This is a genomic window from Streptomyces sp. NPDC045846, from assembly GCF_056431605.1.
On sequence record NZ_JBWKKJ010000018.1, the window covers coordinates 13,771 to 37,368 of the forward strand.

Sequence of the window (23,598 nt, forward strand, 5' to 3'; positions counted from 1 at the left end):
GTTGCCGGTTTTGCCATGGTTTTACGTAGGTAAAACCGCCGGAGACCGCTTTCCGGCGCCGCTCAGACCAGTCGACGCGCCGTGGCCCAGCGGGTCAGCTCGTGGCGGTTGGACAACTGGAGCTTGCGCAGCACCGCGGAGACGTGCGACTCGACCGTCTTGACGGAGATGAACAGCTGCTTGGCGATCTCCTTGTAGGCGTAGCCCCGGGCGATCAGCCGCAGCACCTCGCGCTCGCGCTGGGTGAGGCGGTCCATGTCCTCGTCGACCGGCGGCGCGTCCGTGGAGGCGAAGGCGTCCAGGACGAAGCCCGCCAGGCGCGGCGAGAACACCGCGTCGCCGTCCTGCACCCGGAAGATCGAGTCGACCAGGTCGGTGCCGGTGATGGTCTTGGTGACGTAGCCCCGGGCTCCCCCGCGGATCACCCCGATCACGTCTTCCGCGGCGTCCGAGACGGACAGCGCGAGGAAGCGGACCGGGTTCTCGGCGTCCGCCATCATGGCCGCCGAGCGGCGCAGCACCTCGACGCCGCCGCCCCCGGGCAGGTGGACGTCGAGGAGCACGACCTCGGGGCGGGTCGCGGTGATGACGGTGACCGCCTGGTCGACGTCGGCGGCCTCGCCGACCACCTCGACGCCCGTGCTCTCGGTCCGGCCGATCTCCGCCTGGACTCCGGTGCGGAACATCCGGTGGTCGTCGACGAGGACCACCCTGACGTGGCGGCCTGTCGTTTCCTCGGTCATCCCTCTGCCCTCTCCATCTCCAGCTCGACCTCCGTGCCCCCGCCGGGCACCGAACGCAGCCTCGCCGTACCGCCGTTGCGCTGCATCCGGCCGATGATTGATTCTCGTACGCCCATCCGGTCGGCGGGCACCGCGTCCGGATCGAATCCGGGACCCCGGTCGCGCACGGAGACGAAGACCGTGCGGCCCTCGACCTCCGCGTACACCTGGACGGCGCCGCCCTCGCCACCGTACTTGGCCGCGTTCACCATGGCCTCGCGCGCGGCCTGCATCTGTGCGGACAGGCCGTCGTCCAGCGGGCAGTCGCCCACGACGACCACCTCCAGCGGGACGCCGTGCTTGTCCTCGACCTCGGCCGCCGCCTTCTTCACGGCCTCGGCGAGCGTCGCCGGTTCCTCCTCCTTGTCCTTGCCGGTGCCCTCCGGCTTGTACAACCAGGCGCGCAGCTCGCGCTCCTGGGCCCGGGCCAGGCGCCGCACCTCGCCGACGTTCTCCGCGTTGCGCTGGATCAGGGTCAGGGTGTGCAGCACCGAATCGTGGACGTGCGCCGCCACTTCGGCCCGCTCCTGCGCCCGGATGCGCATCAGGCGCTCCGCCGACAGGTCCTGCGTCATGCGCACCAGATAGGGCCCGGCCAGCAGGGCGATACCGGCGAGCACCGCTATCGCGGCGGTCAGGACGTTGCCGAGCTGGGCCGCCGAGCCGTTGACCACCACGAAGCCGGTCAGCCCCGTACCGACCAGGGCGACCCCGGCGAGACCCCGGGCCACCGGGAGCCACCGGCTGCGCCGGGCCCCCTCGGTCCAGCGGGCCCGGCGGGTGTTGTCGGCCTGGCGCCATACCAGGACGACGCCGACGCCGATGAGCACGCTGGGGAAGATGTACGGATTGGCCCAGCCGCCCACGTCCACCTTGGACGCGAAGATCGCGGCGCCGAAGACCAGCGCGATCAGCGCGACGACCTGGCCCTTGTCGGGCTTGCGCAGCCTGCGGCGGCCGTCCGGGCTGACCTCGAAGGCGGAGCGCGCCCCCGCCGTCGCACCCCCGAGGCCCAGCGGCACCACGAACCAGAACACCGCGTACAGCAGCGCCCCGAGGCCGTTGATCGTGAGCAGCCCGAGGAAGACGACGCGCACCCACACCACCGGGAGGCCGAGGTGTCCGGCGAGCCCGCGTGCGACGCCGCCGAGCATCCGCCCCTCGGCGGAGCGGTACAGCTTGCGGACCGGCACTTCGTCGGCCTCGGGCGGCGACAGGCGGGGGGTGGCGACTGACATGCCCCGATCGTCACACGAGCGCGGGCCGCCGGACATCAGGGTTGGCCCCCAGGCTTCCCTGAGGGAAACCCCCGCGCGCGGGGGAGGCCGCCTCCCCCGCGGGTGGGACGGGTGCCCCCTCAGGGACGAAATCAGGGTGCGGCCAGGGTCGGGGCAGGTGCCGAGCGCGGCGCCCGCCCGTCACCATGTACGTATGAGCACGCCGACCGAGACGCCCCTCGCGCCGCCCGATCCGGCCCCCGAGGCCCCGCAGCTGCGCCGCAGCGGCCGCAACAAGGTCATCGGCGGAGTCTGCGGCGGCCTCGGCCGGTACTGCGACCTCGACCCGGTGATCTTCCGGATCGGGCTCGGCGTGCTCGCCGTCACCGGCGGCCTCGGCCTGGTCTTCTACGGATTCGCCTGGCTGCTCCTGCCGTTGGACGGCCAGGACGAGAACGAGGCCCGCCGGCTACTCACCGGCCGCGTCGAGGGTGCGGCCCTGGTCGCCGTGCTGATGGCCCTGGCGGGCTGCGGGATCTTCCTGACGATGCTGCGGAACGGCTCGGTGATGACGTTCGCCGTGCTGCTCGCGCTGCTCCTCGCGGGCGCCGCCGTCTGGTCCCAGCGCCGCACCATGACGCCCGGTGACGGCCCGCTCGACCCGGTCGCCGCCCAGGCCGTCGCCGACGCGCCGCCCGAGACGAAGGCGCCTCCCGCGCCGTCCCCGCCGTCCTGGTGGCGGGACCCGATCGTCAAGGACGGCACCACGGGCCCGGTCGCGGGCGGCTATCTGTGGGGGCCCGCCGACGCGGACGCCACCCCGGTCGCCGGGGCCCGCAAGGCCGCGAAGGCGGCGGTGCGCGCGAGCCGCGGGCCGCGCTCCATCGGGGGCCTCGTCTTCCTCGCGGCGCTGCTCGCCTTCGGGGCCGGGTTCGGCGGCGCCCGGGACCACCAGCCGCTCGGCACCGGCCTTCAGATCGGGTTCGCCGCCGCGCTCGCCGTGTTCGGACTGGGCCTGATCCTGAGCTCGTTCCTCGGCCGTACGGGCTTCGGCACCCTGTTCCTCGCCGTGCTCACCGCAGCCCTGCTCGCGGTGTCCGCGGGGCTGCCCAAGTCCATCGACTCGCACTGGATACGGACCGACTGGACACCCGCAGCGATCGGCGAGGTGCGGCCGGATTACCACCTCGGCACGGGGGTCGGCACCCTCGATCTGAGCCGGGTCGCCGTGCCCCCGGGAAAGACCGTGACGACCAGCGCCGAGGTCGGCGCGGGCAAGGCGAAGATCGTCGTGCCGAGGGACGTGACCGTGCGGGTCAGTTTCGATCTGGGCCTCGGCGACATCCGGCTGCCCGGCGAGCGGGCGGACGACATCCAGGTATCCCCGGGCGAGAAGCGGACCATGACCCTGACCCCACCCGCCGGCGCGAAGCCCGCCGGCACACTGGAACTGCACCTCAAGGTCGGCGTCGGCCAGGCGGAGGTGGACCGTGCTGCGTCATGAGTTCCGTCCCGGCAAATGCGTGGCCGGGCTCGCGCTGACCGCCACCGCGGTCCTGTTCGCCGGGGACGCGGCCGGCCGGTGGAACACCCCGTCCCCGGTGGCGATCCCGCTGGTCTGCGGCGGTCTCGGGATCGCCGCGCTGGTCAGCTGGATCGACTACGGGGTGCGCAGGCGCCGTCGGCCGGCGAGCAGCGCGTCCGCGGACAGCAACGGCGTCCCGGCCAGCACCAGCGGCAGCCAGGCCATCAAGTAGGCGAGGTCGTTTCCGTAGTAGTACGGGGTGGTCTGCCAGCTCACCGTGAGCCACAGGGAGAGCGAGATCAGCGCGCCGCCGAGCGCCGCGAGCCGTCCGAACAGGCCGAGCAGCGTGCCGATGCCGACGGCCAGCTCGCCCAGCGCGATGGCGTAGCCGAACCCCGAGGGGCTCTTCAGGGCGAGGTCCACGAGGGCCGGGACCGCCGAGCTGTCGCGCACGCCGCGCATCAGCTCGCCGATGGACCCGGTGCCGCTGGCGTGGAAGAAGGCGCGGTCCGTGAGCTTGTCCAGGCCGGCGTACACGAACGTCACGCCGAGGAAGATCCGCAGGGGCAGCAGCGCGTACGTGCGGGCCGTGGCCTGCCACCCCCGGGCCTGGTCCGCCCCGGCCCGCACCCTGGTCGCGTATCCATGTGCCATGGCTGATCCCGCCTCCATCCAATTCGCCTGTCACCAGACGATACGGACGGGGGGAACGCGTGTCTCAATCCCACCCCGGGAAGGACCGCACTCCCCTACTCGGCCACCTCGACGAACACCCCGTTGGTCTCCACTCCCGCGGCCGTCACCACCCGCACCTCGACCCGCCCCGCCTCCACGTCCACCGGCACGGGCACCGTCAGCACCCCATCCGTCGGGTTCGCGAAGCCGCCGGGGACGGGGATGAGGGGGACGTGGACGTGGACCGCCCCGATCCGGACCACCATCCGGGCCAGCCGGTCCGGCGTGCCCGCGCCCGGCGGGACGAACCCCGCGCCCCGGATCTCGATGTCGTCCCCGGTGCGGATGGGCGCGTCCAGGTCGCCCGCCTCCCGGGCCCGTACGACGGAGAGGATCACCGGGCGGCCGCCCTCCGCGTACTTCCCGGCGATGTACGTCGCCGCGGAGACCAGCGCCAGGGCCGCCAACCCCCAGGGCAGGTCCGGGAGTTGCTCGGGTCCGCGGGCCAGCCGGACGGCCGCGAAGAGGACCGTCACCAAGGTCACCGCCACGTACTGGGCGTCCGCGAAGCTGCTCCGCCCCGCGTCGTCCGTCATGAGGTCGGCCCCGCGCGGCCGGTCGGCGCGCACCTTCTGGAGCCGCTGCCCGTGGATGCGCACCGTCACGACCCGGCGGACCACCACCGCGATCAGCGAGGTGAGGAACACGATCGTCAACAGGCCGACGCAGTGGGCGAGTTCGAGACCGCGCAGGACCTTCTCGCGGTCGGCTCGGCCGGACGCCGAGGCCAGCCGCAGCGCGAGGACCAGGGCCGCGAACACCGCGAACAGGATCCAGGCCGCCGCGACCGCGCGCGAGGTGGAGAGGCGGTTGTCCTCGCCGAGCACGGGAGCGAGGAGGCCGCCGCGCGAGCGGTGCAGATACGCCGCCGCCGTCAGCAGGACCGCCACGGCCAGCGCCGACAGGAGACCGGCGGTGCGGGCCGCCGTCCAGCCCGCACCGATCGCGGTGGCCGCCTCGGCCAGGGACAGGACGAACACCCCGCCCCACACCGTCAGCAGCGTGCCGCGCCAGACCCGTTCCGGCCAGGTCCGGCCCGCCTCCCGGCCGCGCTCGGCGACCAGCCGGGCGGACTGCGTCAGCTCGTCCGAGACCCACTGGCGGGAGGCCCCGGCGGAGTGCGCGAGGGCCGCCGGCAGCCCTTCGCCCGCGGCGAGACCGTCCCGCTTGGCGAGGAACGCCGCCACCGCGCGCCGGTGCCCGTCCCGCGCGCCGTGCACGCAGTCACCGCCGCATTGCCGAGCCTCCTGCACCGCCACCGGGAACTCCGTCCGTGCGCCGAACTCCTTGAACCGTAAGGGAATTGTCGCGCACCAAACCGGCCCTCCGGTCGGCACCGCCTGGCTGCGAGGGTGATTGACGCACCATCAAATTGACGTACTACGACAGGAGTTCGGGCTCCGCCCGGCTGATCTGCCGCCACAGCGGCTGGTAGTTGATCCATGCCACGAGATCGCTGCCGAGCTGCTCCTTGGTCGCCACCGCGTCCCGCCGGTCGATGGGCACCGGCTTCCCGGCTGCCCGCGCCGCGAGCTGCACCCGCGCGCACCGCTCCATCGAGATGAACCACCAGGCCGCCGCGTCCACGGAGTCCCCGACGGTGAGCAGCCCGTGGTTGCGCAGCACGACCGCCTTGTACGAGGCGAGCGCCTCCGCGATCCGCCGCGCCTCCTCCGCGTCGACGACCACCCCGGTGTAGGCGTCGTACACCGCGTGGTCCTCGAAGAAGGCGCAGGCCTCCTGTGTGTACGGCTCGACGAAGTCGCCCAGGGCCGCGAGGGCCCGCCCGTACGTCGAGTGCGTGTGGACGACGGCGACCGCGTCGGGGCGGGCCCGGTGCACCTCGGCGTGCACGGTGAACGCGGCCTGGTTGACGTGGTGACTCCCCCGCACGACCTGCCCGTCCCCGTTGACCAGGACGAGCTCACCCGCGGTGACATGCGCGAACGGCACACCGAAGGGGTTCACCCAGTAGCAATCCGGCCACTCGGGATCGCGCGCGGTGACATGGCCCGACACGCCTTCCTCGTACCCGAACCGGGCGAAGAGTCTCAGCGCGCCCGCGAGCCGCTCCTTGCGGTACTGCCGCTCCTCGGCGGGGTCCTCGTGGACGGGCGGCAGATCGAACCGCAACTGGTCCACCGGTATCGGCTCGGGCATCTCAGTCATGGCCGGAAGCTACCTCGCGTCCCCGCAGGTGAACAGAGTCGTGCGGCCCCGGCAACGACGACGGCGCCGCCCCCTGGGGAGGCGACGCCGTCGGTGAGCGGTGGGGGCTACTCCCACTCGATGGTGCCCGGGGGCTTGCTCGTCACGTCGAGGACGACGCGGTTGACGTCGGCGACCTCGTTGGTGATGCGGGTGGAGATCTTCGCCAGCACGTCGTACGGCATCCGCGTCCAGTCCGCCGTCATGGCGTCCTCCGAGGAGACCGGGCGCAGCACGATCGGGTGGCCGTAGGTGCGGCCGTCGCCCTGGACGCCCACCGAGCGCACGTCGGCGAGCAGCACGACCGGGCACTGCCAGATCTCGCGGTCCAGGCCGGCCGCGGTCAGCTCCTCGCGGGCGATGGCGTCGGCCTCGCGCAGCAGGTCGAGGCGGTCCTTGGTGACCTCGCCGACGATGCGGATGCCCAGGCCGGGGCCGGGGAAGGGCTGGCGCTGGACGATCTCGTCGGGGAGGCCGAGCTCCTGGCCGACCATGCGGACCTCGTCCTTGAACAGCTTGCGCAGCGGCTCGACGAGCTCGAACTCGATGTCGTCGGGCAGGCCGCCCACGTTGTGGTGCGACTTGATGTTCGCGGTGCCGGTGCCGCCGCCGGACTCGACGACGTCCGGGTACAGGGTGCCCTGCACGAGGAAGGCGACCTCGGGGCCGTCCTCCTGGAGGATCTCCAGCTGGGCCTGCTCGAAGACGCGGATGAACTCGCGGCCGATGATCTTCCGCTTGGTCTCCGGGTCGGAGACCCCGGCGAGCGCGGTGAGGAAACGCTCCTGCGCGTCGACGACCTTCAGCTGGACGCCGGTGGCGGCCACGAAGTCCTTCTCGACCTGCTCGGTCTCGCCCTTGCGCATCAGGCCGTGGTCGACGTACACGCAGGTCAGCTGCGAGCCGATGGCCTTCTGGACGAGGGCCGCGGCGACCGCGGAGTCCACGCCGCCGGACAGGCCGCAGATCGCGCGCTTGCTGCCGACCTGCTCGCGGATGAGGGCGACCTGCTCCTCGACGACGTTGTGCGTCGTCCACGTCGGCTCGATGCCCGCGCCGCGGTAGAGGAAGTGCTCCAGGATCTGCTGGCCGTGCGTGGAGTGCAGCACCTCGGGGTGGTACTGGACGCCGTACAGCTTCTTCTCGTCGTTCTCGAAGGCGGCCACCGGGACGACGTCGGTGGAGGCCGTCACCGTGAAGCCCTCGGGAGCCGCGGAGCAGGCGTCGCCGTGCGACATCCACACCGACTGCTCGGCCGGGGTGCCCTCGAAGAGGGTGGAGCCCTGCTTGGAGACGGTCAGCGGGGTGCGGCCGTACTCGCGGGCGCCGTTGTCGTCGACCGTGCCGCCCAGCGTCGTCGCCATCAGCTGGAAGCCGTAGCACATGCCGAAGACCGGCACCCCGGCCTCGAAGATCTCGCGGTCCAGGCGCGGGGCACCCTCGGCGTACACCGAGGACGGGCCGCCGGACAGGATGATCGCCTTCGGGTTCCTGGCCAGCATCTCGGCCACGGGCATGCTGCTCGGGACGATCTCGCTGTAGACCCGGGCCTCGCGGACGCGGCGGGCGATGAGCTGGGCGTACTGCGCGCCGAAGTCGACAACCAGGACGACGTCCGGGTTGCTGTCGGGCGCGGCTGCGGAGGGTGCTGCTGGCACGGGTGGCGGCCTTCCGGCAGTGGGAGGGGGTCGGTATTTGTCGATTCTACCGGGGCGCACGGGTCCGGGTTCGTCTCACCATCCGAACCCGGATTGGCCCGCGCTCGACGCATCGGTCCATACTGGGCGCATGCGCAAGCACCAGACCTTCGTCTTTACCTATGGCACCCGGCCCGCCGGGCGCCATGGGCTGTGCTGCTTGAGCATCTGACAAGCGAAACTTCCCAGAGCGCCCCGGGCCGACAAGGCCCGGGGCGCTCTGTCCTTTCCGGTCCTTGCCGATCCGGGGCGCCGCATCCCTTCCGAGGAGCCCCCATGAGCACGTCCGTCACCGAGAAGACCGGCGCCCGCACCGACGAGGCCGCCGCGGTGATCACCGGCGCGCGCGAGCGCATCGACGCCCTCGACGACCACATCATCGGCCTCATCCAGGAACGCATGGCCGTCTCGGCCGTCATCCAGGAGTCCCGGATCGCCTCCGGCGGCCGCCGGGTCAACCTGAACCGCGAGATGGAGGTCCTCGCCCGCTTCCGCGACGCGCTCGGCAAGCCCGGTACCGCGCTCGCGATGACGATGCTGGAGCTGTGCCGGGGACGTATCTGAGTTCGGGCGCTCCTCACCCGTACGGCGCCGTGACCGAGCCGGGCCCGGCTTCGTTGGTGGGGTGTCCGTGCCAGCCAGGGGCGGGCCCGAAGAAACCACGCGTGGCTCCGCTGGGGCGTGTGACGCACCTGCAAGTGCGTCGTGGGACCTCGCCCCAGTGTGCGTGACCGGACGGCAGGGGACAGCAGCCCGGTCACCCCGTAAGGGCGGTCGGTTCCGGGGACGCCCGGGGCCGGCCGCATCCGGTCCGAACGCTGCGGCGGGCGCAGCCCATCCAGCACGATGCAGGACACGTCCCGTACCCCGTACCTCCGTTGCCATCGGCCGACGCCACTCGCGCGCCCCGCACGCGCCGGGTCGGCCACCCCGGCACACCCTTCCAGCGGCGCACCCCCCGGCGCCGCCCCGCGGCACCGACGCCGCCCTGACGTCGGTGCCCACGGCCCAGGGCCCCGCAAGCCGCCCGTGCGTCTTCTCGTACGGGGCGGATGCGGGGCCCTTCGCGTGGGGTCAGCGGGTGAGGATGTAGCAGCTCGCGGCGTGCCGTGTGTCCCGCTTCCACTCCTGCTCGCCGGGCCAGACGTACCAGAACGCCCTGTCGTCGGCGTTTTCGCCGAGCCAGGCGGAAGGCGCGGCGCGGAAGGCGGCCCGGCACAGAGTGTCCGCCCGCTTCTTCAACGCCGGGTTGCCGGGGTAGTCGCCGCCCTCCAGCTCGGGGCGGGCGAGAATGCGGCCGTCGTGCGGGTGCTCGCAGTCGGCCTTGACCACGAGACTCGTGTCGGTCAGGCCCGTACCGAAGTCGACGCAGCCGCCGGCCTTGGTCTCCCGGAGCGGGACGACGGCCTCGCCTCCCGCGAGGACCTCGTCCCCGGCCGGTACGGCGCCCGGCTGTGAGGTTCCGTAACCGTCGAGCGTCATCCTGATGCGCAGGCCCCGCACCCCGGCGATGTCGCTCTGTTCACCCTGGGCGACGGCCGCGGACACATCCGTCTCGGCGGAGGTGACCCGGCCGTCCCGGTCCACGGTCATGGTCAGGGGGTAGCGCACCGCGTTCACGGCGGCGGTGAGGCCTCCGGGCGGCACGATGCTCTTCAAGAAGTCGCGCACGGACTGGCCGACCAGGGAGGTTCGGTAGCGGTGGCCGCCGTCCGGCAGGGCCTCGTCCTTGACCTCGGCGGTGGCCGCGAGGATCTCCAGCAGCGTGCCGTTGAACGGCGCCTGGGTGCCGCGCCGGGCGTTGGCGGCGAGGACGGCGTATCCGTACGGGTCCCCGGTCAAGGCGGTCGTGCCGGTGTACCGCAACCAGTAATCCGCCGCAGCCGCCCGGTAGTTGACGTTCTGGGGGTCGATGATCAGCCGGGCCGACTGGTCGGTCCTGCGGCGGTGGGAGTCGATGTTGCCCAGGGCCTTCGCCGCGTCCTCGGGGAAGCCGTCCGCCACGCTCCAGCCCAGGGTCCCGTCCGCCCGGCCGTGCGCGAAGTCCAGCTTGCCCGCGGTCTTCAGGACCGCGTCCGCGCCCTTCGCCGAGAAGGTGACGGTCTGTGTGAAGGCCGCGTTCCCGGCCGCCCTGGTCTGCCCGAGGGCCGCGTACGGACGGGCGTCCAGGGGCTTGGAGAAGACGGGGTGGGTGGCCGAGGGGCTGGGGGCGGCGGGCTTCGCGGCAGGGGCGGACGGGCCGCAGGCGGTCAGGAGCAGCACCCCCGACGCCGCCGCGGCACCGGCCCACGCGCTACGGGCTCTCATGTCGACTCTCCATGGTTGAAAGGGAGTTCAGGATCACGGAATGCGGGGCGAAGGGGCCGGGAGCGGGGTGGTTCACGTGCGGCTGACCAGGCCGCAGCCCTCCGGGCGGTCGCGCTTCAGGTCCCTGCTGCGGTCGTACGGGTCGAGCGCGGAGCCGCTCGGACGGGGGCCCGACGGGGTCTCGTCGGCGAACTCGGGATGCAGATAGCCGTCGTAGACCGCGCACTGCGAGTTGGAGATGTCCACGTCGTAGTTGGTGATCCAGAGCTTTCCGGGGGTGGCCTTCATGACGGACGGATCGGGGGCCCGGACGTCGAGGATCCGGCGCACGATCGTGCGGGCCACCTCCCGCGAGCCCGGCGCCGCCTTCACCACCGGGTAGACGAAGCTGTAGTCGGCGTGCACGACGATCCCGCTCCTGGCGTCCTTGCCGACCGTCATCCGGCCGCGGGTCTTGACCACGTCGCCGACGAGCTTGACCTTCTTGGGGTCGAACCGGCTGAAGAAGTTCAGCGGATCGTGCTCCTTGTCGGGCTTGGCCAGGGCCGTGGTGAGGTCGCCGAGGACGTCGTCCTGGAGCGGGTCGATGAGCGCGAGGGCGGCCTCGGGGCGGCCGCCGCGCAGGGTCGCCGGGTTCAGGTCGGCGTCGATCAGGACGTCTCGGGTACGGGCCAGGGCCGCGGCCACCTGCTCCTTGGAGAGGCCGCCCAGGGCGGTGGCCTCGGGCAGCTCGATGCCGGCGGCGCCGTCCGCGTACTGCGCGGCGGGCGAACCCCGGAAGGGCTCCTTCAGGGTGGGGCGGTCGGGGTCGTCGGCGAAGGACGGGGCGGCGGTGGGGGCCGCGGTCTCCGGCGGGAGCGGAGCCGTCGCCCCGCTGCCGGAGCCGCCGTCGCCGGTCACCAGGGACAGGGCGCGGGACGGGTTCAGCGCGATCAGCAGGACGGCCAGGGCGAGCAGCACGCCGAGCATGCCCTTGACGCGGCGCCGGCGCCCGGCCCTTCCGTCCATCTCCCGCCAGGCGGGACCGGTGCGCCAGCCCTCCGGCTCGGCGGGGCGCTTCTCGCCCTTGCGGCCGCGGGCGGCCTCCTGCTCCTCGCGGAGCCGCTCGGTCACCATGCGGGCCCGCGCCGAGGGCTCCTTGGGCGCGGACTTCCTGATGTCCTGCTCGGTGTCGCGGACGAACTGCTCCCAGATGTCGTCCGGCAGCGAGTCGTCACCCGACGACCCCTTCGAGATCGGCGGCTTCTCGCTCACTTCTGATGGCCCCTCTTGGCATGTACTGCGCGGCACACGCCGCGGCAGCGGTTCGACATGCGGGGATGCGCGATGGTTGCCGCGCGGGAGAGGTGGTGTGGATCACATAAGGATTTCGTGAAGACAGGACAACCATGCGCAGGGGTCACGGGTCATGCATGCGGAACCAACAGCCTCGCCCGTTCTCTGTTCACGGCGGCGGGGCTCCACCAGGTCTCCGCACACGCGAGAGGCGCTGCACTCGGAGGGGGGTGCAGCGCCTCTTGTCGTGTCCGGGCCGGGGTTGCGGGTTACCGGGTTACGCGGTCGGCTTCGGCGGCACGGCGGGCATGCCCAGGAAGGGCAGCTTCAGGGCGCCGAACGCCTCCGCCGGGACCGCGGGGGACTTCGGTTCGACCGGGGCCAGCCGGACGTAGGCCGCGCCCTGCGCGGGACGCGGGTCCTCCTCACCCTTGTTGGGCCACAGCGACATCGCGCGCTCGGCCTGTGCGGTGATCGTCAGGGACGGGTTGACCCCGAGGTTCGCCGAGACGGCCGCGCCGTCGACGACCGAGATGCCGGGGTGTCCGTACAGCCGGTGGTAGGGGTCGATCACACCGGTCTCGGCCGAGTCGCCGATCGGGCAGCCGCCGAGGAAGTGCGCGGTGAGCGGGGTCCCCATGAGCTCGCCGACGTTCGAACCGGCGAAGCCGTTGATCTCCGCGGCGATCGCCGTCGCCCCTTCCGTGGCCGCCCGGATCTGCTTCGGGTTGGGCGCGCCGTGGCCCTGCTCGGCCGTCAGCAGCCCCTTGCCGACGCCGTCCGCCTTGAGGTGGGTGGTGAGCGAATTGTCGAGCGACTGCATGACCAGGCCGATGATCGTCCGCTCGGACCAGCGGTGGTTGCTGATCGAACGTGCGAGGAGCAGCGGGTGCCTGGCCGCGTTGCCGAGCCAGTTGCGCACCCGGTTCACCCCGTACGGCACCTGGAGGATGGACATGCTGCCCATCGCGTTGGAGCCCTTGCCGTAGCGGACCGGCTCGATGTGGGTGTTCTCGTCCGGGTGGATCGAGGAGGTGATGGCGACGCCGCGGGTGAAGTCGACCCGGGGCGCTCCGTGCCGCTTGCGGTAGCGGCGGCCGGTGGTCTGCGCGCCGACCAGCGCCTCGGAGTTGGTCCGGGTCAGCTCGCCCAACCGCTTGGAGATGTACGGGAGTTGGCCGCTGGACCGCATGCGGTGCAGCAGGGTCTGGGTGCCGTAGGTGCCGGCCGCGACGACCACGCGGCGGGCGGTGAGGAGGCGGCCCGCGGAGTCCTTGCGGTCGGTGGGCAGGGTCGCCACCGCGTAGCCGCCGCGCGAGTCGTCGGTCACCGAGACCACGGTCGTCATGGGGTGGACGACCGCGCCCGCCTTCTCGGCGAGGTAGAGGTAGTTCTCGTTGAGGGTGTTCTTCGCGCCGTGGCGGCAGCCCGTCATGCACTCGCCGCACTCGACGCACGCGGTGCGCGAGGGGCCCGCGCCGCCGAAGTAGGGGTCGTCGACCGCCGTGCCCGGCTTGGCCTTCGCCGTGCCGTCGGCGTCCTGGCCGTCGCCGAAGAAGACGCCCACGGGGGCCATGTGGAAGGTGTCGCCGACGCCCATGCGCTGGGCGGCGGCCTTGAGGTGCACGTCGGATGGGGTCATCGTCGGGTTGAGCCGCACCCCGAGCATGCGCCGCGCCTGGTCGTAGTACGGCGCGAGCTCGTCCTGCCAGTCGGTGATGTCCTTCCACTGCGGGTCGTCGAAGAACTGCTTCGGCGGCACGTAGAGGGTGTTGGCGTAGTTCAGGGACCCGCCGCCGACCCCGGCGCCGCCGAGCACCATCACGTTGCCGAGCAGGTGGATGCGCTGGATGCCGTAGAGGCCGAGCTTCGGGGCCCACAGGTAGTTCTTGATGTCCCAGGAATTCCTGGGGAGCGTGGCCCGGGTGAAGCGGCGGCCCGCCTCCAGGACGCCGACCCGGTAGCCCTTCTCGGTGAGCCTGAGCGCGGTCACCGAGCCGCCGAAGCCCGAGCCGACCACCAGGACGTCGTAGTCGTATCCGCCGTCCTCGTCCGGGTTCTGGGCTGGGGGTACCTGGGACATGGCTCTCCTCGTGCACGGGGGACGGGCGGGGCGGGTCTTCCTCGGGTCAGCGCAGACGCAGGGCCTTCATCGCCTTCAGGCTGCGGCTCATGAAGGCCGCGTACTTCTCGTCGTCCATGCCGAAGGAGGGGGCGAGGGGCAGGATGCGCTGCTGGGCGATGGTCTGGGCCTCGGTGTACTTGAGGATGCCCTCGGAGCCGTGCCGGCGGCCGAGCCCGGAGTCCTTCATGCCGCCCATCGGCGACTGGACGCTGCCGTAGGCGGGGGCGTACCCCTCGTTGATGTTGACCGTGCCGGTGCGCAGCTTCGCCGCCACCTCGTGGCCGCGGCGCGAATCCTTCGTCCACACCGAGGAGTTGAGGCCGTAGGGGGTGCCGTTGGCCTGCTCGACGACCTCGTCCTCGTCGGTGAAGCGGTAGACGGAGACGACCGGGCCGAAGGTCTCCTCGGTGCACACGGCCATCGGCGCCTCGACGCCGTCGAGGATGGTGGGCTCGTAGAACAGGGGGCCGATGTCGGGCCGGGCGACGCCGCCCGCGAGGAGCCTGGCGCCCTTGGCCACGGCCTCCTCGACGTGCCGGGTGACGGTCTCCAGCTGGCGCTCGCCGACCAGGGAGCCCATGTCCGCCCCGTACGCGAGGGAGCGGCCGAGCCGCATCGCCTTCGTCCGTGCGGCGAAGCGGTCGAGGAAGGCGTCGGCGATCGATTCGTGGACGTACAGCCGCTCGATCGATATGCAGAGCTGCCCGGCCGAGGAGAAGCAGGCGCGGACCGCTCCCGCGGCCGCCTTCTCCACGTCGGCGTCGTGCAGCACGAGCATCGCGTTCTTGCCGCCCAACTCCAGCGAGACGCCCACCAGTCGGGCCGCCGCGCCCTGCGCGACCTCGCGTCCGGTGCGGGTCGAGCCGGTGAAGGAGACGTAGTCGGCGTGCTGGACGACCTCGGGGCCGACGACCGGCCCCTCGCCGAGGACGACCTGGAAGACCTCGGCCGGAAGCCCCGCCTCGATCAGCAGGTCGCGCGCCCACAGGGCGGTCAGCGCGGTCTCGGTGTCGGGCTTCATCACCACGGCGTTGCCCGCGACGAACGCGGGCAGCGCGTCGCCCACCGACAGTTCGAGCGGGTAGTTCCAGGGCGCGATCTGCCCGACGACCCCGCGCGGCTGGCGCAGTTCGGTGACCTTGGTCAGGGTGGGCACGACTCCGGTGTGCCGCCTGGCCTTCAGATAGGCCGGGGCCTTGCGCCCGTAGTGGCGGGCCGCGACGGCGACGGCCTGCACCTCCTCGTGCGCGTGCAGCCGCGCCTTGCCGGTCTCCAGCTGGATCAGGTCGAGCACCTCGGCCTGGCGCGCGAGCACGAGGTCGTGGAAGCGGAGCAGCACGGCGGCGCGGGCGCGGACCGGCGTCGCGGCCCAGGCGCGCTGCGCCGCGCGGGCCCGCGCGAAGGCCTTGGCGACGTCCTCGGGCGTGGACTCGGGCAGGTCGGCCAGCTTCTCCCCGGTGAACGGGGTGTGGTTGGCGGTCCGTCCCGAGCCGGCCACGCCCCGGGTGAGCTGGGCGATCAGCTGGCCCGTGACCACGTCGGCGGCGGTGCGCGCGCCTGCGGGGGCCGGGGCGACCGGGTTGGTGCCGGCGGGCTTGAGGGTGGTCGTGGGCGAGGCCTGCGAGTCCGTCATGGGGCGAGCGTATGCCTGGCGGGGCACTTTCGGTACCCGTCGGTAACGGGTTTTCGGACCCCCGGTAACCCCGCCAGCGATCACTGGCCAGATAACCGCTGATCAGCGGCTTACGTCCACCGGGGGCCACTGGACCTCACAGGTCGTGGATCTTCAGACCGTCGGCCACCTCGGCGAAGAGCGCCTCGCCGTCCTTCGCCGCCTGCCCCGCCGCGGGCATCGACACCCGCAGCCGCCAGTAGCCCGTGCCCTGGCCCGGAACGAGCAGCTCGTGGTAGCGGTAGCGGGTCGGATTCGGGTCGGACGCGGCCGAGTTCGGCGTGTAGTCGGTGACGATGTCGTACGCCTTCCTGCCCTGGTGGCGCACGGTGGTGGTGGTCACCTTCCCGGCCGTGAACTCGATGCCGTTCCTGCCGCCCTTCTCGTAGTACGTCTTCCACGCGGCGGGGTCGGCGGGCAGCGTCTCGTGGGTCCTGTCGGTCGCCGGGTCGAGCCGGTCGGCGTAGATCCGGAAGACGGCGCTCGGGTCGGCGTAGGTGACGCTATTGCCGTCGGTGCCCTGGCTGCGCGCGTAGTCGTCGGGTACCGCCACGTCGGCGTGCAGCACCTCGTTCTCGGGCCGCACCTGCCAGCCCGCGGGCAGCCCGCCGCCGCCGAACGGATTCGCCAGGAGCAGCACGAGCGCGACCGCCACGGCCAACGCCCCGCCGCCGAGCCCGAACTGGGCCCGGCGATTGCCCACCAGGACCGGCGGCACCCAGCGGCTTCCACCGGCGGGCGCCCCCTCCCCCGCGTACAGCCGGGTCGCCGCGAGCGGGGCCGGCGGCGGGCCGGCGGACTGTTCAAGGGTGGCCCGGACCTCGGCGGCGGTCGGCCGGGCCGCGGGGTCCTTGCGCAGCAGCTGCATGACCAGCGTGCCGAACGCGCCCGAGCCCCGGGCGGGCGGCTGCGGTTCGGCCGAAAGCACCGCCTGGAGGGTGGCCGGGGTGTTGCTGCGGCGGTAGGGGGACATGCCCTCGACGGCCGCGTACAGGACCACGCCGAGCGACCACAGGTCGGACTCGGGGCCCGGCCGCTGGCCCAACACCCTTTCCGGGGCGATGAATTCGGGCGAGCCGACGAACGCGCCGGTCTCCGTCAGGCCCTGCTCGCCCTCGACCTGGGCTATGCCGAAGTCGGTGAGCACGACCCGGTCGCCGCGTCCGAGCAGCACGTTGTCCGGCTTCACGTCCCGGTGCAGGACGCCCGCCTCGTGCGCCGCCGCGAGGGCGCCGAGCACGGCGAGGCCGATCCGCGCGGCCTCGCGGACGTCGAGGGTGCCCTCCTGGAGCCGGTCGGCGAGCGACTGCCCGCGCACCAGCTCCATCACGATCCAGGGCCTGCCGTCCTCCATGACGACGTCGTGCACGGTGACGACGTTGGGGTGGTCGATGCGGGCGGCGGCGCGGGCCTCGCGCTGCATGCGCAGATGGACGGTGTCCCGCTCGCGCGCGCCCAAGTGGTCCGGCACGCGCGGTTCCTTGACCGCGACGTCCCGGTCGACGACTTCGTCGCGGGCCCGCCAGACCGTGCCCATGCCGCCGTGCCCGAGCCGTCCCACGAGCCGGTAGCGCCCCCCGAGCAAACGCCCGGTTCCGTCGGTGGGTTGCTGCTGTGTCGGCTCGTACGGCTTCGGCTCGTACGCCGCCCGCTGCGCTGACGGAGCGGGCTGCTCCGGCGGCCGCAGACCGTAGCTGGTGGGCTCTTTGGCCCGTCCCCCATCGTCTCTCATGCCCATATCCTGACGAACGGCGGCGCGGGGGGCCACAGGGGGCCGTGTGCGGATGCACACCCGTGACAGAAGCGGGGGTTCAGGGGCCCGGGACGAAGGAGTCGAGGGCGGTGTCGAAGTTCCGCTTCGCCTCGTCGAGACGGGCCAGCGGCGCCGAGACCCACACGTCGTACATCCGCCCGCGCACGTCCCAGCTCTCGTCGAAGGTGTGCCGGGCACCCTCGGCCCTGCTGAAGCCGTTCCAGGTGAACTCCCACAGCGCCGCGTCGCGGCCGTGGTGGGTGGTGGCGGTGACCTTGCCGTCGCGGTAGCCGGGGTTGCTGACCGGCCCGCCCGCGGCCGCGCGCCGCATGGCGCCGAGGGGGCCGCCCGACACGGCGTTCTGGGTGCGGACGCCGATCCGGAGGGCGCCGTCCGGCGACGTGTAGAACACGCGCTGGTCGTCGGTGCTGCGGACGTAACCGTCGGGCAGGACGAGGCCGAAGCCGTCCGGGTCGCGGACGAAGCGGAACCCGTCGGGCATGGGCGGCGGCGGGCCCTCGGGCGGGGGTGGCGGCGGGGGCGGGCGCCAGGGCGCGTCCGGCGGGGGCGCGGCCCTGCTCGGCGCCGACTGCTCCACCGACGTGCGGTCCACTCCCGCGCCACCGAGCGCGAACACCGCGACGGCCGCGCCAGCCCCGGCCAGCACGATCACCAGCGCCGCGCCCACCAGCACGCTCCGGGCCCGCCACGGCCGGGCGGCCGGGCTCGGCGAGTCGAGGGGGGTAGCGGGCGGCGGGGGCTGCGGCCGCACGCGCTCGGTCGGCACGTAACGGGGTCTGGGGGTGCTGCCGGTCGCTGCGAACGTACGCAGCAGCGACTCCGCCTCCACCGCGCCGAGCCGGTGCGCCGGGTCGCGCTCCAAAAGGCCGTGGACGACCGGAAGCAGCGGGCCCGCGGCGCGGGGCGGGCGGATCTCGTCGAGCACGACCGCGTGCAGGACCCCGCCCAACGAGTCGCGGTGGAAGGGGGATTCGCCGCTCAGGGCCGCGCACAGCAGGGCGCCGAGCGACCACAGGTCCGACTCGGGCCCGGCGCCCGCGCCCTGCATCCGCTCCGGAGCCGTGTACTCGGGCGATCCGACGAACGCGCCCTCCTCGCTGATCGTCGAGGCGCCCGGCACCTGCGCGATGCCGAAGTCCGTCAGCACGACGCGTCCGCTGTCCTGCTCGATGAGGACGTTGGCGGGCTTGAGGTCACGGTGCAGCACGCCGCGGGCGTGCGCGGTGGCGAGCGCGCCGAGCAGCGCGACACCGATGCGGGCGGCCTCCTGGACGCCGACGGGTCCGGCGGAGGTGAGCCGGTCGGCGAGCGAGCCGCCGTCGACGAGTTCCATCACGATGTACGAGCGGCCGCCCGCGTCCCCGGGTCCGGGCTCCTCGACGACGTCGTGGACGACGATGACGTGCGGGTGCTTGATCTGAGCGACCGCGCGGGCCTCGCGCAGCGCGGCGGTGGCGGGCGCGCCGCCCTCGGGGTGCAGTTCCTTCACGGCGACCTGACGGCCGAGCAGTTCGTCCTGCGCGCGCCAGACGGTGCCCATCCCGCCCCGGCCCAGCCGGCCCCCCAGCCGGTAACGCCCCGCCACCAGCCGGGCGTTGGGCCGGTCCCGGGGTTCTTTCGGTTCCTGCTCCGCTGTGGACATCGGGTTCCCCCTCGATCTCCCCGCACACGTGCAGCGCCCATCATGCCGCACCCCGGGCGGGCTCCGGCGGCGTTCGCCGCAGGTGGGAGGAGTCCGGTCAGCCGCCGTTGGAGGAGCCGGGCTGCCAGCCCTGGAGGACCGTGTCGAACTGCTGGCGGATGGTCGCCCAGTCCTCGTCGGGACCCGACATGTAGATGGCGTACTCGGGCTTGCCGCCGTCGCCGTAATACATCTGGTCGATGGCGTGCCGCTTGCCGGGGAAGTCCTGCTTCTCCACGTAGGTGAACTCCCACAGCGAGGACTTCACCTGGTCCCGGAAGTTGTTGCCGTGCAGGGTGACCCGCTTGTACTGGGGCAGCCGGTCCTTGAGCGACTTCTCCATGTTGAGCATGTGCATGTACGGGTTCTCGAAGTCCGGCGTCTTCGTCACGCTGATCCGGATGCGGTGCTTGCCGTTGTCCGGGGTGTAGTCGATCTCGGCGCCGTCCATCTGGCGCTTCCAGCCCTGGGGCACCAGCAGGCTGAAGCCGGCCTGGTCGTTGACGCGCTGCCAGCCGTCCGGCACCGACGGGTCGCCGCCGGGCTTCTTGCCTGCCTCCGGGGTGGTGGACACGCCGGGACTCCGCGGGGCGCCGCCGGACGAACCTCCCCGGCCCTCCTGGTACTTCATCGCCGCGAACCCGGCGCCCACGCCGACGACCGCGGCCAGCGCCACCACCAGGGCGACGGTTCGCCAGCGCCGCTTGGCGGGGGCCGGGCGGGCGGCGGGCAGCGGCGGGGGCGGCGGCGCCACCGGGGCCGGGCGCGGGACCTGCTGCACCTCGGTGGGGCCGGTCTGGGCCGCGGCGGCCGAGCGCAGCTCCTGCTCGGACAGCCGGCGGGTCGGCACATAGGCCTGGGCGGACTTGGACGCCCGCCCCTCCATCGCGTCGAGGAACATCCGCTCGGCCTCCTCGACCGAGGGCCGCTCCTGCGGGTCCTTGCGCAGCAGCGCCACGATCACGGGGGCCAGCGCACCGGCCCGGTCGGGCGCCGGAGGCTCCTCAGCCACGACGGCCTGCATGGTGGAGATCGGCGAGTCCCGGCGGAACGGCGACTCGCCCTGCACGGCGGCGTACAGGGTCGCGCCCAGGGACCACAGGTCGGAGGCGGGGCCGGGGTGGGCGCCCTGGACCCGCTCGGGCGCCAGGTAGTCGATGGAGCCGACGAGTTCGCCGGTCTTGGTGATGGTGACGTCGCCCTCGATGGCGGCGATCCCGAAGTCGGTGAGCAGCACCCGCCCGTCACTGGCGAGCAGCACGTTGCCGGGCTTCACGTCCCGGTGCAGCACCCCGGCCGCGTGCGCGGCACGCAGCGCGCCCAGCACGTGCAGCCCGATGCGGGCGGCCTCGCGGGCTTCGATGCGGCGCTCGTCGGCGTCCTTGACGGCGTCGGCGAGCGAAGGACCGTCGACGTACTGCATGACGATCCAGGGCCGGTTGTCGTGGTCGAGGACGTCGTGGACGGTGACCACGCCGGGGTGGGTGATGCGGGCCGCGGCGCGGGCCTCCTTCTGGGTGCGCGCGTGCAGCACCGCCCGGTCGGCCTCGGCGACGTAGAGGGCGGCGGTGAGTTCCTTGACGGCGACGGTGCGGTGCAGGACCTCGTCATGGGCGCGCCAGACCTTGCCCATGCCGCCGCGGCCTATCGCGTCGCCGAGCCGATAGCGCCCGGCGAGCAACAACCCCGCGCCGCTCGTGCTGTGAGTGTTTTCCACGTCCCCCGCCCGACCAGACCTTTCCTACGGGGCCAGATTACGGAGCGGAATCCGGCCAGGGAACCTCGGGGCACCCAACCGTGACCATACGGACCGTTGGTCCCGCGATGGTCAGGTCTTTCGGCCGTTCCTGTCGGCGCACATACCCGTCGAATCCCATGCGGGCAGGGCGATTTCGGTGACTGCGCAGCGTGACCGGTTGTCAGCGGGTGACGCGGTAGGCGCCGGTGGCCTGCCCGTAGATCTCCGTCACCTTGTCACGCTGCGACTCGGGACCGATGACCTGGACCACGTGATATCGGCCATTGACGATCATGGCGAGATTGCGTACATAGACCTGCCGCCCGCTGCTGTCCCGCCAGGTGAACTGCCCCTCGGCCATGGACTGCTGCCCCACGTCGATCCGCCGAAGGCCGGTGGAAGTGGCCCAGCTGGAGTCCCGGAAGGGCTGGAGCTCGCGCTCCTTGTCGGCCTGGTAGGCCAGCGGATCCGAGCCGTTGTCCTTCACCAGGTCCCGGCCGGGCACGACGATGAGCAGGAAGTCGCCTCCGACATAACGGACTTGCCCGGCATCGTTCATCGGCTGCCGCTGCCAGCTCTGGTCGACCCCGATCTGGAACCCCGCGGCGTCCTTGCGCACGACGTACCCGGCGGCCGGACCGGGGCTAGCCCCGCCGGGACCGGTGGTCTGGGTCTGCTGGGAGGGCGGCGTGCCACCGGGCGCGGGCACTTGGGAGCGGGCGGGCGGCGAACCCGGGCTCTGCTGCCCGCTCGTACCGGACGGGGTGGCGCTGCCCGTGTTCCGCGCCGAGTCCGAGCGGGGCATGAACAGGACGGCGTACGCGATCGCCGCCGCCAGCAGCACCAGGACGAGCACGAGCAGCAGCCGGCCGAGCGATCTCGGTCTCCTGCCGCGCGGCACGGGCTGGCGGTGCCGGTGGCGCCCGTGCTCGGCGGCAGGCGTGGCGGCCACGGCGGCGGACCGCCTTCGGCGCCGCACCAGTTCGCCGCGGCGGCGCAGGATGGGCAGCCGCCGGGCGTCGGGGACGATCGGCGGGGCGACGCGGGTGCCCGCGTCCGGCTCGGGCGCGGACCGCACGAGGGAGCGCAGCCAGCCGCGCAGCTCCTCGAACTCCGGACGCTCTGTGGGGTCCTGGCGCAGCAGCGATTCGACGACCGGCCGCAGCGGTCCGCACTCCTCGGCGAACGCGGGCGGCTCCGCGCACACCATCTGCACGAGTTCGGCCGCGCTCTCCTCCGGGTACGGGGCGTGGCCCTGCACCGCGCGGAACAGCAGGGCGCCGAGCGCCCAGAGATCGGTGGCCGGGCCGATCGGCGGGGCGAGCCGCCAGTTCTCGTGCACGGGCCCGGCCTGTTCGGGCGCCCACCGCTCGGTGACCGCCCCGACGACGGCCATCCGGGTGTGCCGGGCCCGGTCGGCGGCCAGCCGGTTGGCGGGACCGCGATAGGGAGCGGCGACCGGCGCCGGTGCGGGGGCGGCCGTCCGCTCCCTGACCGGGACGGGCAGCGGGGCGGTGGAGTGCGGCCGGCGCTGGGAGTCGGCCCGAAAGGCGTCGGCCCGGAACCCCGGGGGCAGCGCGGGGGTCCGCGGCGGAGGCGAACCGGCTTGCTCCTGCGGGGAGTTGTGCCCTCGACTCTCCGGCCCCTGAGCGGCCTCGGCCCGACGCGGGGCGGGGCGGGGCACCCAGCGGCCGGTGACCGGGTCGTACTGGCGGCGGGTGCGGCCGGAGTCGGCGCTCTGGTCGTCGGCGTACGGGCTCGCGGCGCCCGCGCTGGGCACCCGCACCCCGCGCACGGGGTCGTACACGCCCCGGTCGGCCCCGCCCTCCTCGCGTCCGTCCGGCGCTGCGGGCGTGCCCTCGGAGCCCGGGCGCTGGGCCGGGAGGGAGGCGTCGGTCCCGGTGCGCGCCGCGGCCCTGGCGCCCGCGCGATAGGCGGCGACCACCCCGGCCCGCGCGGTCCGCGCTCCCGGCTCCCCGGTCGACGACCCGTTCGGTTCGGCCTCCGCCGAACCGCCCGACGACGGGGCCTCGTAGGGCTCATCCGGGCCCGGCGGCGGGGACGCTTCCCCGGCCCCGTTCGACGTCGTGGGCGGCGGGCCCTCGCCGAACCCGTCACCGTCCGGAGCGAGCGGCACGGGGGCGTATCCGCACAGCGCCTCCTCGGCGGCGCCCGCCGCGAGGCCGGTCAGCACGACACGCCCGTCGTCGCATATCAACACCGTACGGGCGGTGATGTTGCGGTGCGTCCAGCCGTGCGCGTGCAGGACCCGCAGCGCGGTCAGCACGTCGGAGGCGACCTCCGCCGCGCGGAACGGGTTCAGGGGGCGCTCGGCGAGCAGCGCCGACAGCGGGCGCGCGGCGACCAGCTCGCTGACGATCCACAGCGAACCGTCCTGCGCGAACACGTCGAAGACCTGGTCGAGGCGCGGATGGTCGGGGATCCGCGCGGCCGCCTGGGCCGCCTCGACGGCCCGGCGCACGGCGGGATCCGCGGGCCGCCGGGTGGTCCGCCCGTAGCCGGGCGCGGCCTCGTACCCTCCGCCCTCACGCATGTACGCGTCCGGCGCCCCGTACGCGTCGTCACCGTCGAGCACCTCGGCGTCGACGACCTCGGGCAACGGCACCTGGCGCACCAGGACTTCCTGACCGCTGTACTTGTCGAAGGCCCGCGTCTCGACGAGCTCGTACGCGTCGTCGGGGGGCAGCGGCAGCCGATAGCGGTCGGCGAGCACCCGACCCGCATAGTCGTCCACGACGCCTCCCCACAGCGCGCTGTACCCCCGGACCACGGTCCCGGTCTCGCCGCAAGCCGTCAATTCCGGTCGATTACCGGCCCATTGCGGCTGCGTACGGTCCGCGA

17 protein-coding genes are annotated in these 23,598 nt (G+C 73.2%); 3 read left to right on the plus strand and 14 right to left on the minus strand.

The window, feature by feature from the left end; translation table 11 throughout:
- Window positions 1-62: 62 nt before the first annotated feature.
- Together AC07F3_RS35820 and AC07F3_RS35825 are read right to left on the minus strand one after the other, a co-directional pair.
- Window positions 63-743, minus strand: a complete 681-nt coding sequence (locus tag AC07F3_RS35820) for a LuxR C-terminal-related transcriptional regulator (protein ID WP_479118899.1) — start codon at window positions 741-743, stop codon at window positions 63-65.
- Window positions 740-2,020 carry a PspC domain-containing protein gene (locus tag AC07F3_RS35825; RefSeq protein ID WP_479118900.1) on the minus strand — a complete coding sequence of 427 codons (1,281 nt, stop codon included), beginning with the start codon at window positions 2,018-2,020 and terminating at the stop codon, window positions 740-742. Before AC07F3_RS35825 ends, AC07F3_RS35820 begins: the two co-directional genes overlap by 4 nt.
- A 193-nt stretch (window positions 2,021-2,213) precedes the next feature.
- On the opposite strand from AC07F3_RS35825, the gene AC07F3_RS35830 reads away from it, so the two are divergent.
- Both AC07F3_RS35830 and AC07F3_RS35835 read left to right on the plus strand, forming a co-directional pair.
- On the plus strand, window positions 2,214-3,503 hold the full coding sequence (locus tag AC07F3_RS35830; protein ID WP_479118901.1) for a PspC domain-containing protein: 1,290 nt from the start codon (window positions 2,214-2,216) through the stop codon (window positions 3,501-3,503).
- A complete protein-coding gene (locus tag AC07F3_RS35835) occupies window positions 3,490-3,756 on the plus strand; it encodes a hypothetical protein (protein ID WP_479118902.1) in 267 nt (88 codons plus the stop codon). Before AC07F3_RS35830 ends, AC07F3_RS35835 begins: the two co-directional genes overlap by 14 nt.
- Here AC07F3_RS35835 and AC07F3_RS35840 read toward each other — a convergent pair.
- The 4 genes from AC07F3_RS35840 to guaA all read right to left on the minus strand — a co-directional run bounded on the left by AC07F3_RS35840 (window position 3,660) and on the right by guaA (window position 8,125).
- A complete protein-coding gene (locus AC07F3_RS35840; protein ID WP_479118904.1) occupies window positions 3,660-4,178 on the minus strand; it encodes a DoxX family protein in 519 nt (172 codons plus the stop codon). The two genes, AC07F3_RS35835 and AC07F3_RS35840, sit on opposite strands and share 97 nt — an antisense overlap.
- A gap of 95 nt (window positions 4,179-4,273) precedes the next feature.
- On the minus strand, window positions 4,274-5,518 hold the full coding sequence (locus tag AC07F3_RS35845; protein WP_479118905.1) for a hypothetical protein: 1,245 nt from the start codon (window positions 5,516-5,518) through the stop codon (window positions 4,274-4,276).
- A 121-nt stretch (window positions 5,519-5,639) separates the two neighbouring features.
- Window positions 5,640-6,428 carry a class II aldolase/adducin family protein gene (locus AC07F3_RS35850; RefSeq protein WP_479118906.1) on the minus strand — a complete coding sequence of 263 codons (789 nt, stop codon included), beginning with the start codon at window positions 6,426-6,428 and terminating at the stop codon, window positions 5,640-5,642.
- 107 nt (window positions 6,429-6,535) lie between these two features.
- Window positions 6,536-8,125, minus strand: a complete 1,590-nt coding sequence (guaA, locus tag AC07F3_RS35855) for a glutamine-hydrolyzing GMP synthase (protein ID WP_479118908.1) — start codon at window positions 8,123-8,125, stop codon at window positions 6,536-6,538.
- 315 nt (window positions 8,126-8,440) lie between these two features.
- On the opposite strand from guaA, the gene AC07F3_RS35860 reads away from it, so the two are divergent.
- Complete coding sequence (locus AC07F3_RS35860) at window positions 8,441-8,728, plus strand: chorismate mutase (RefSeq protein ID WP_114037126.1); 288 nt, start codon at window positions 8,441-8,443, stop codon at window positions 8,726-8,728.
- 510 nt (window positions 8,729-9,238) lie between these two features.
- Here AC07F3_RS35860 and AC07F3_RS35865 read toward each other — a convergent pair.
- The 8 genes from AC07F3_RS35865 to AC07F3_RS35900 all read right to left on the minus strand — a co-directional run bounded on the left by AC07F3_RS35865 (window position 9,239) and on the right by AC07F3_RS35900 (window position 23,491).
- On the minus strand, window positions 9,239-10,471 hold the full coding sequence (locus tag AC07F3_RS35865) for a hypothetical protein (RefSeq protein WP_479118909.1): 1,233 nt from the start codon (window positions 10,469-10,471) through the stop codon (window positions 9,239-9,241).
- 72 nt (window positions 10,472-10,543) lie between these two features.
- Window positions 10,544-11,725: a hypothetical protein gene (locus AC07F3_RS35870; RefSeq protein ID WP_479118910.1), complete on the minus strand. Its 1,182-nt coding sequence runs from the start codon at window positions 11,723-11,725 to the stop codon at window positions 10,544-10,546.
- A gap of 298 nt (window positions 11,726-12,023) precedes the next feature.
- Window positions 12,024-13,829: a GMC oxidoreductase gene (locus tag AC07F3_RS35875; protein WP_479118911.1), complete on the minus strand. Its 1,806-nt coding sequence runs from the start codon at window positions 13,827-13,829 to the stop codon at window positions 12,024-12,026.
- Window positions 13,830-13,875: 46 nt separating this feature from the next.
- Entirely contained in the window at window positions 13,876-15,504 is a 1,629-nt protein-coding gene (locus AC07F3_RS35880) for a succinic semialdehyde dehydrogenase (protein ID WP_479118913.1), read from the minus strand.
- Window positions 15,505-15,640: 136 nt separating this feature from the next.
- Entirely contained in the window at window positions 15,641-17,275 is a 1,635-nt protein-coding gene (locus AC07F3_RS35885; RefSeq protein WP_479118914.1) for a serine/threonine-protein kinase, read from the minus strand.
- Window positions 17,276-17,354: 79 nt separating this feature from the next.
- Window positions 17,355-18,959, minus strand: coding sequence for a serine/threonine-protein kinase (locus tag AC07F3_RS35890; protein WP_479118915.1), 1,605 nt, complete (start codon window positions 18,957-18,959; stop codon window positions 17,355-17,357).
- 97 nt (window positions 18,960-19,056) lie between these two features.
- Window positions 19,057-20,715, minus strand: coding sequence for a serine/threonine-protein kinase (locus tag AC07F3_RS35895; RefSeq protein WP_479118916.1), 1,659 nt, complete (start codon window positions 20,713-20,715; stop codon window positions 19,057-19,059).
- Window positions 20,716-20,917: 202 nt separating this feature from the next.
- Window positions 20,918-23,491, minus strand: coding sequence for a protein kinase (locus AC07F3_RS35900; protein ID WP_479118917.1), 2,574 nt, complete (start codon window positions 23,489-23,491; stop codon window positions 20,918-20,920).
- Between the last annotated feature and the right edge of the window lie 107 nt (window positions 23,492-23,598).

Bases quoted from the DNA above. Each gene is read 5' to 3' on its own strand.
- AC07F3_RS35820 (WP_479118899.1), bottom strand. From the start codon at position 743: ATGACCGAGGAAACGACAGGCCGCCACGTCAGGGTGGTCCTCGTCGAC.
- AC07F3_RS35825 (WP_479118900.1), bottom strand. From the start codon at position 2,020: ATGTCAGTCGCCACCCCCCGCCTGTCGCCGCCCGAGGCCGACGAAGTG.
- AC07F3_RS35830 (WP_479118901.1), top strand. From the start codon at position 2,214: ATGAGCACGCCGACCGAGACGCCCCTCGCGCCGCCCGATCCGGCCCCC.
- AC07F3_RS35840 (WP_479118904.1), bottom strand. From the start codon at position 4,178: ATGGCACATGGATACGCGACCAGGGTGCGGGCCGGGGCGGACCAGGCC.
- AC07F3_RS35850 (WP_479118906.1), bottom strand. From the start codon at position 6,428: ATGACTGAGATGCCCGAGCCGATACCGGTGGACCAGTTGCGGTTCGAT.
- AC07F3_RS35860 (WP_114037126.1), top strand. From the start codon at position 8,441: ATGAGCACGTCCGTCACCGAGAAGACCGGCGCCCGCACCGACGAGGCC.
- AC07F3_RS35865 (WP_479118909.1), bottom strand. From the start codon at position 10,471: ATGAGAGCCCGTAGCGCGTGGGCCGGTGCCGCGGCGGCGTCGGGGGTG.
- AC07F3_RS35875 (WP_479118911.1), bottom strand. From the start codon at position 13,829: ATGTCCCAGGTACCCCCAGCCCAGAACCCGGACGAGGACGGCGGATAC.
- AC07F3_RS35880 (WP_479118913.1), bottom strand. From the start codon at position 15,504: ATGACGGACTCGCAGGCCTCGCCCACGACCACCCTCAAGCCCGCCGGC.
- AC07F3_RS35885 (WP_479118914.1), bottom strand. From the start codon at position 17,275: ATGAGAGACGATGGGGGACGGGCCAAAGAGCCCACCAGCTACGGTCTG.
- AC07F3_RS35890 (WP_479118915.1), bottom strand. From the start codon at position 18,959: ATGTCCACAGCGGAGCAGGAACCGAAAGAACCCCGGGACCGGCCCAAC.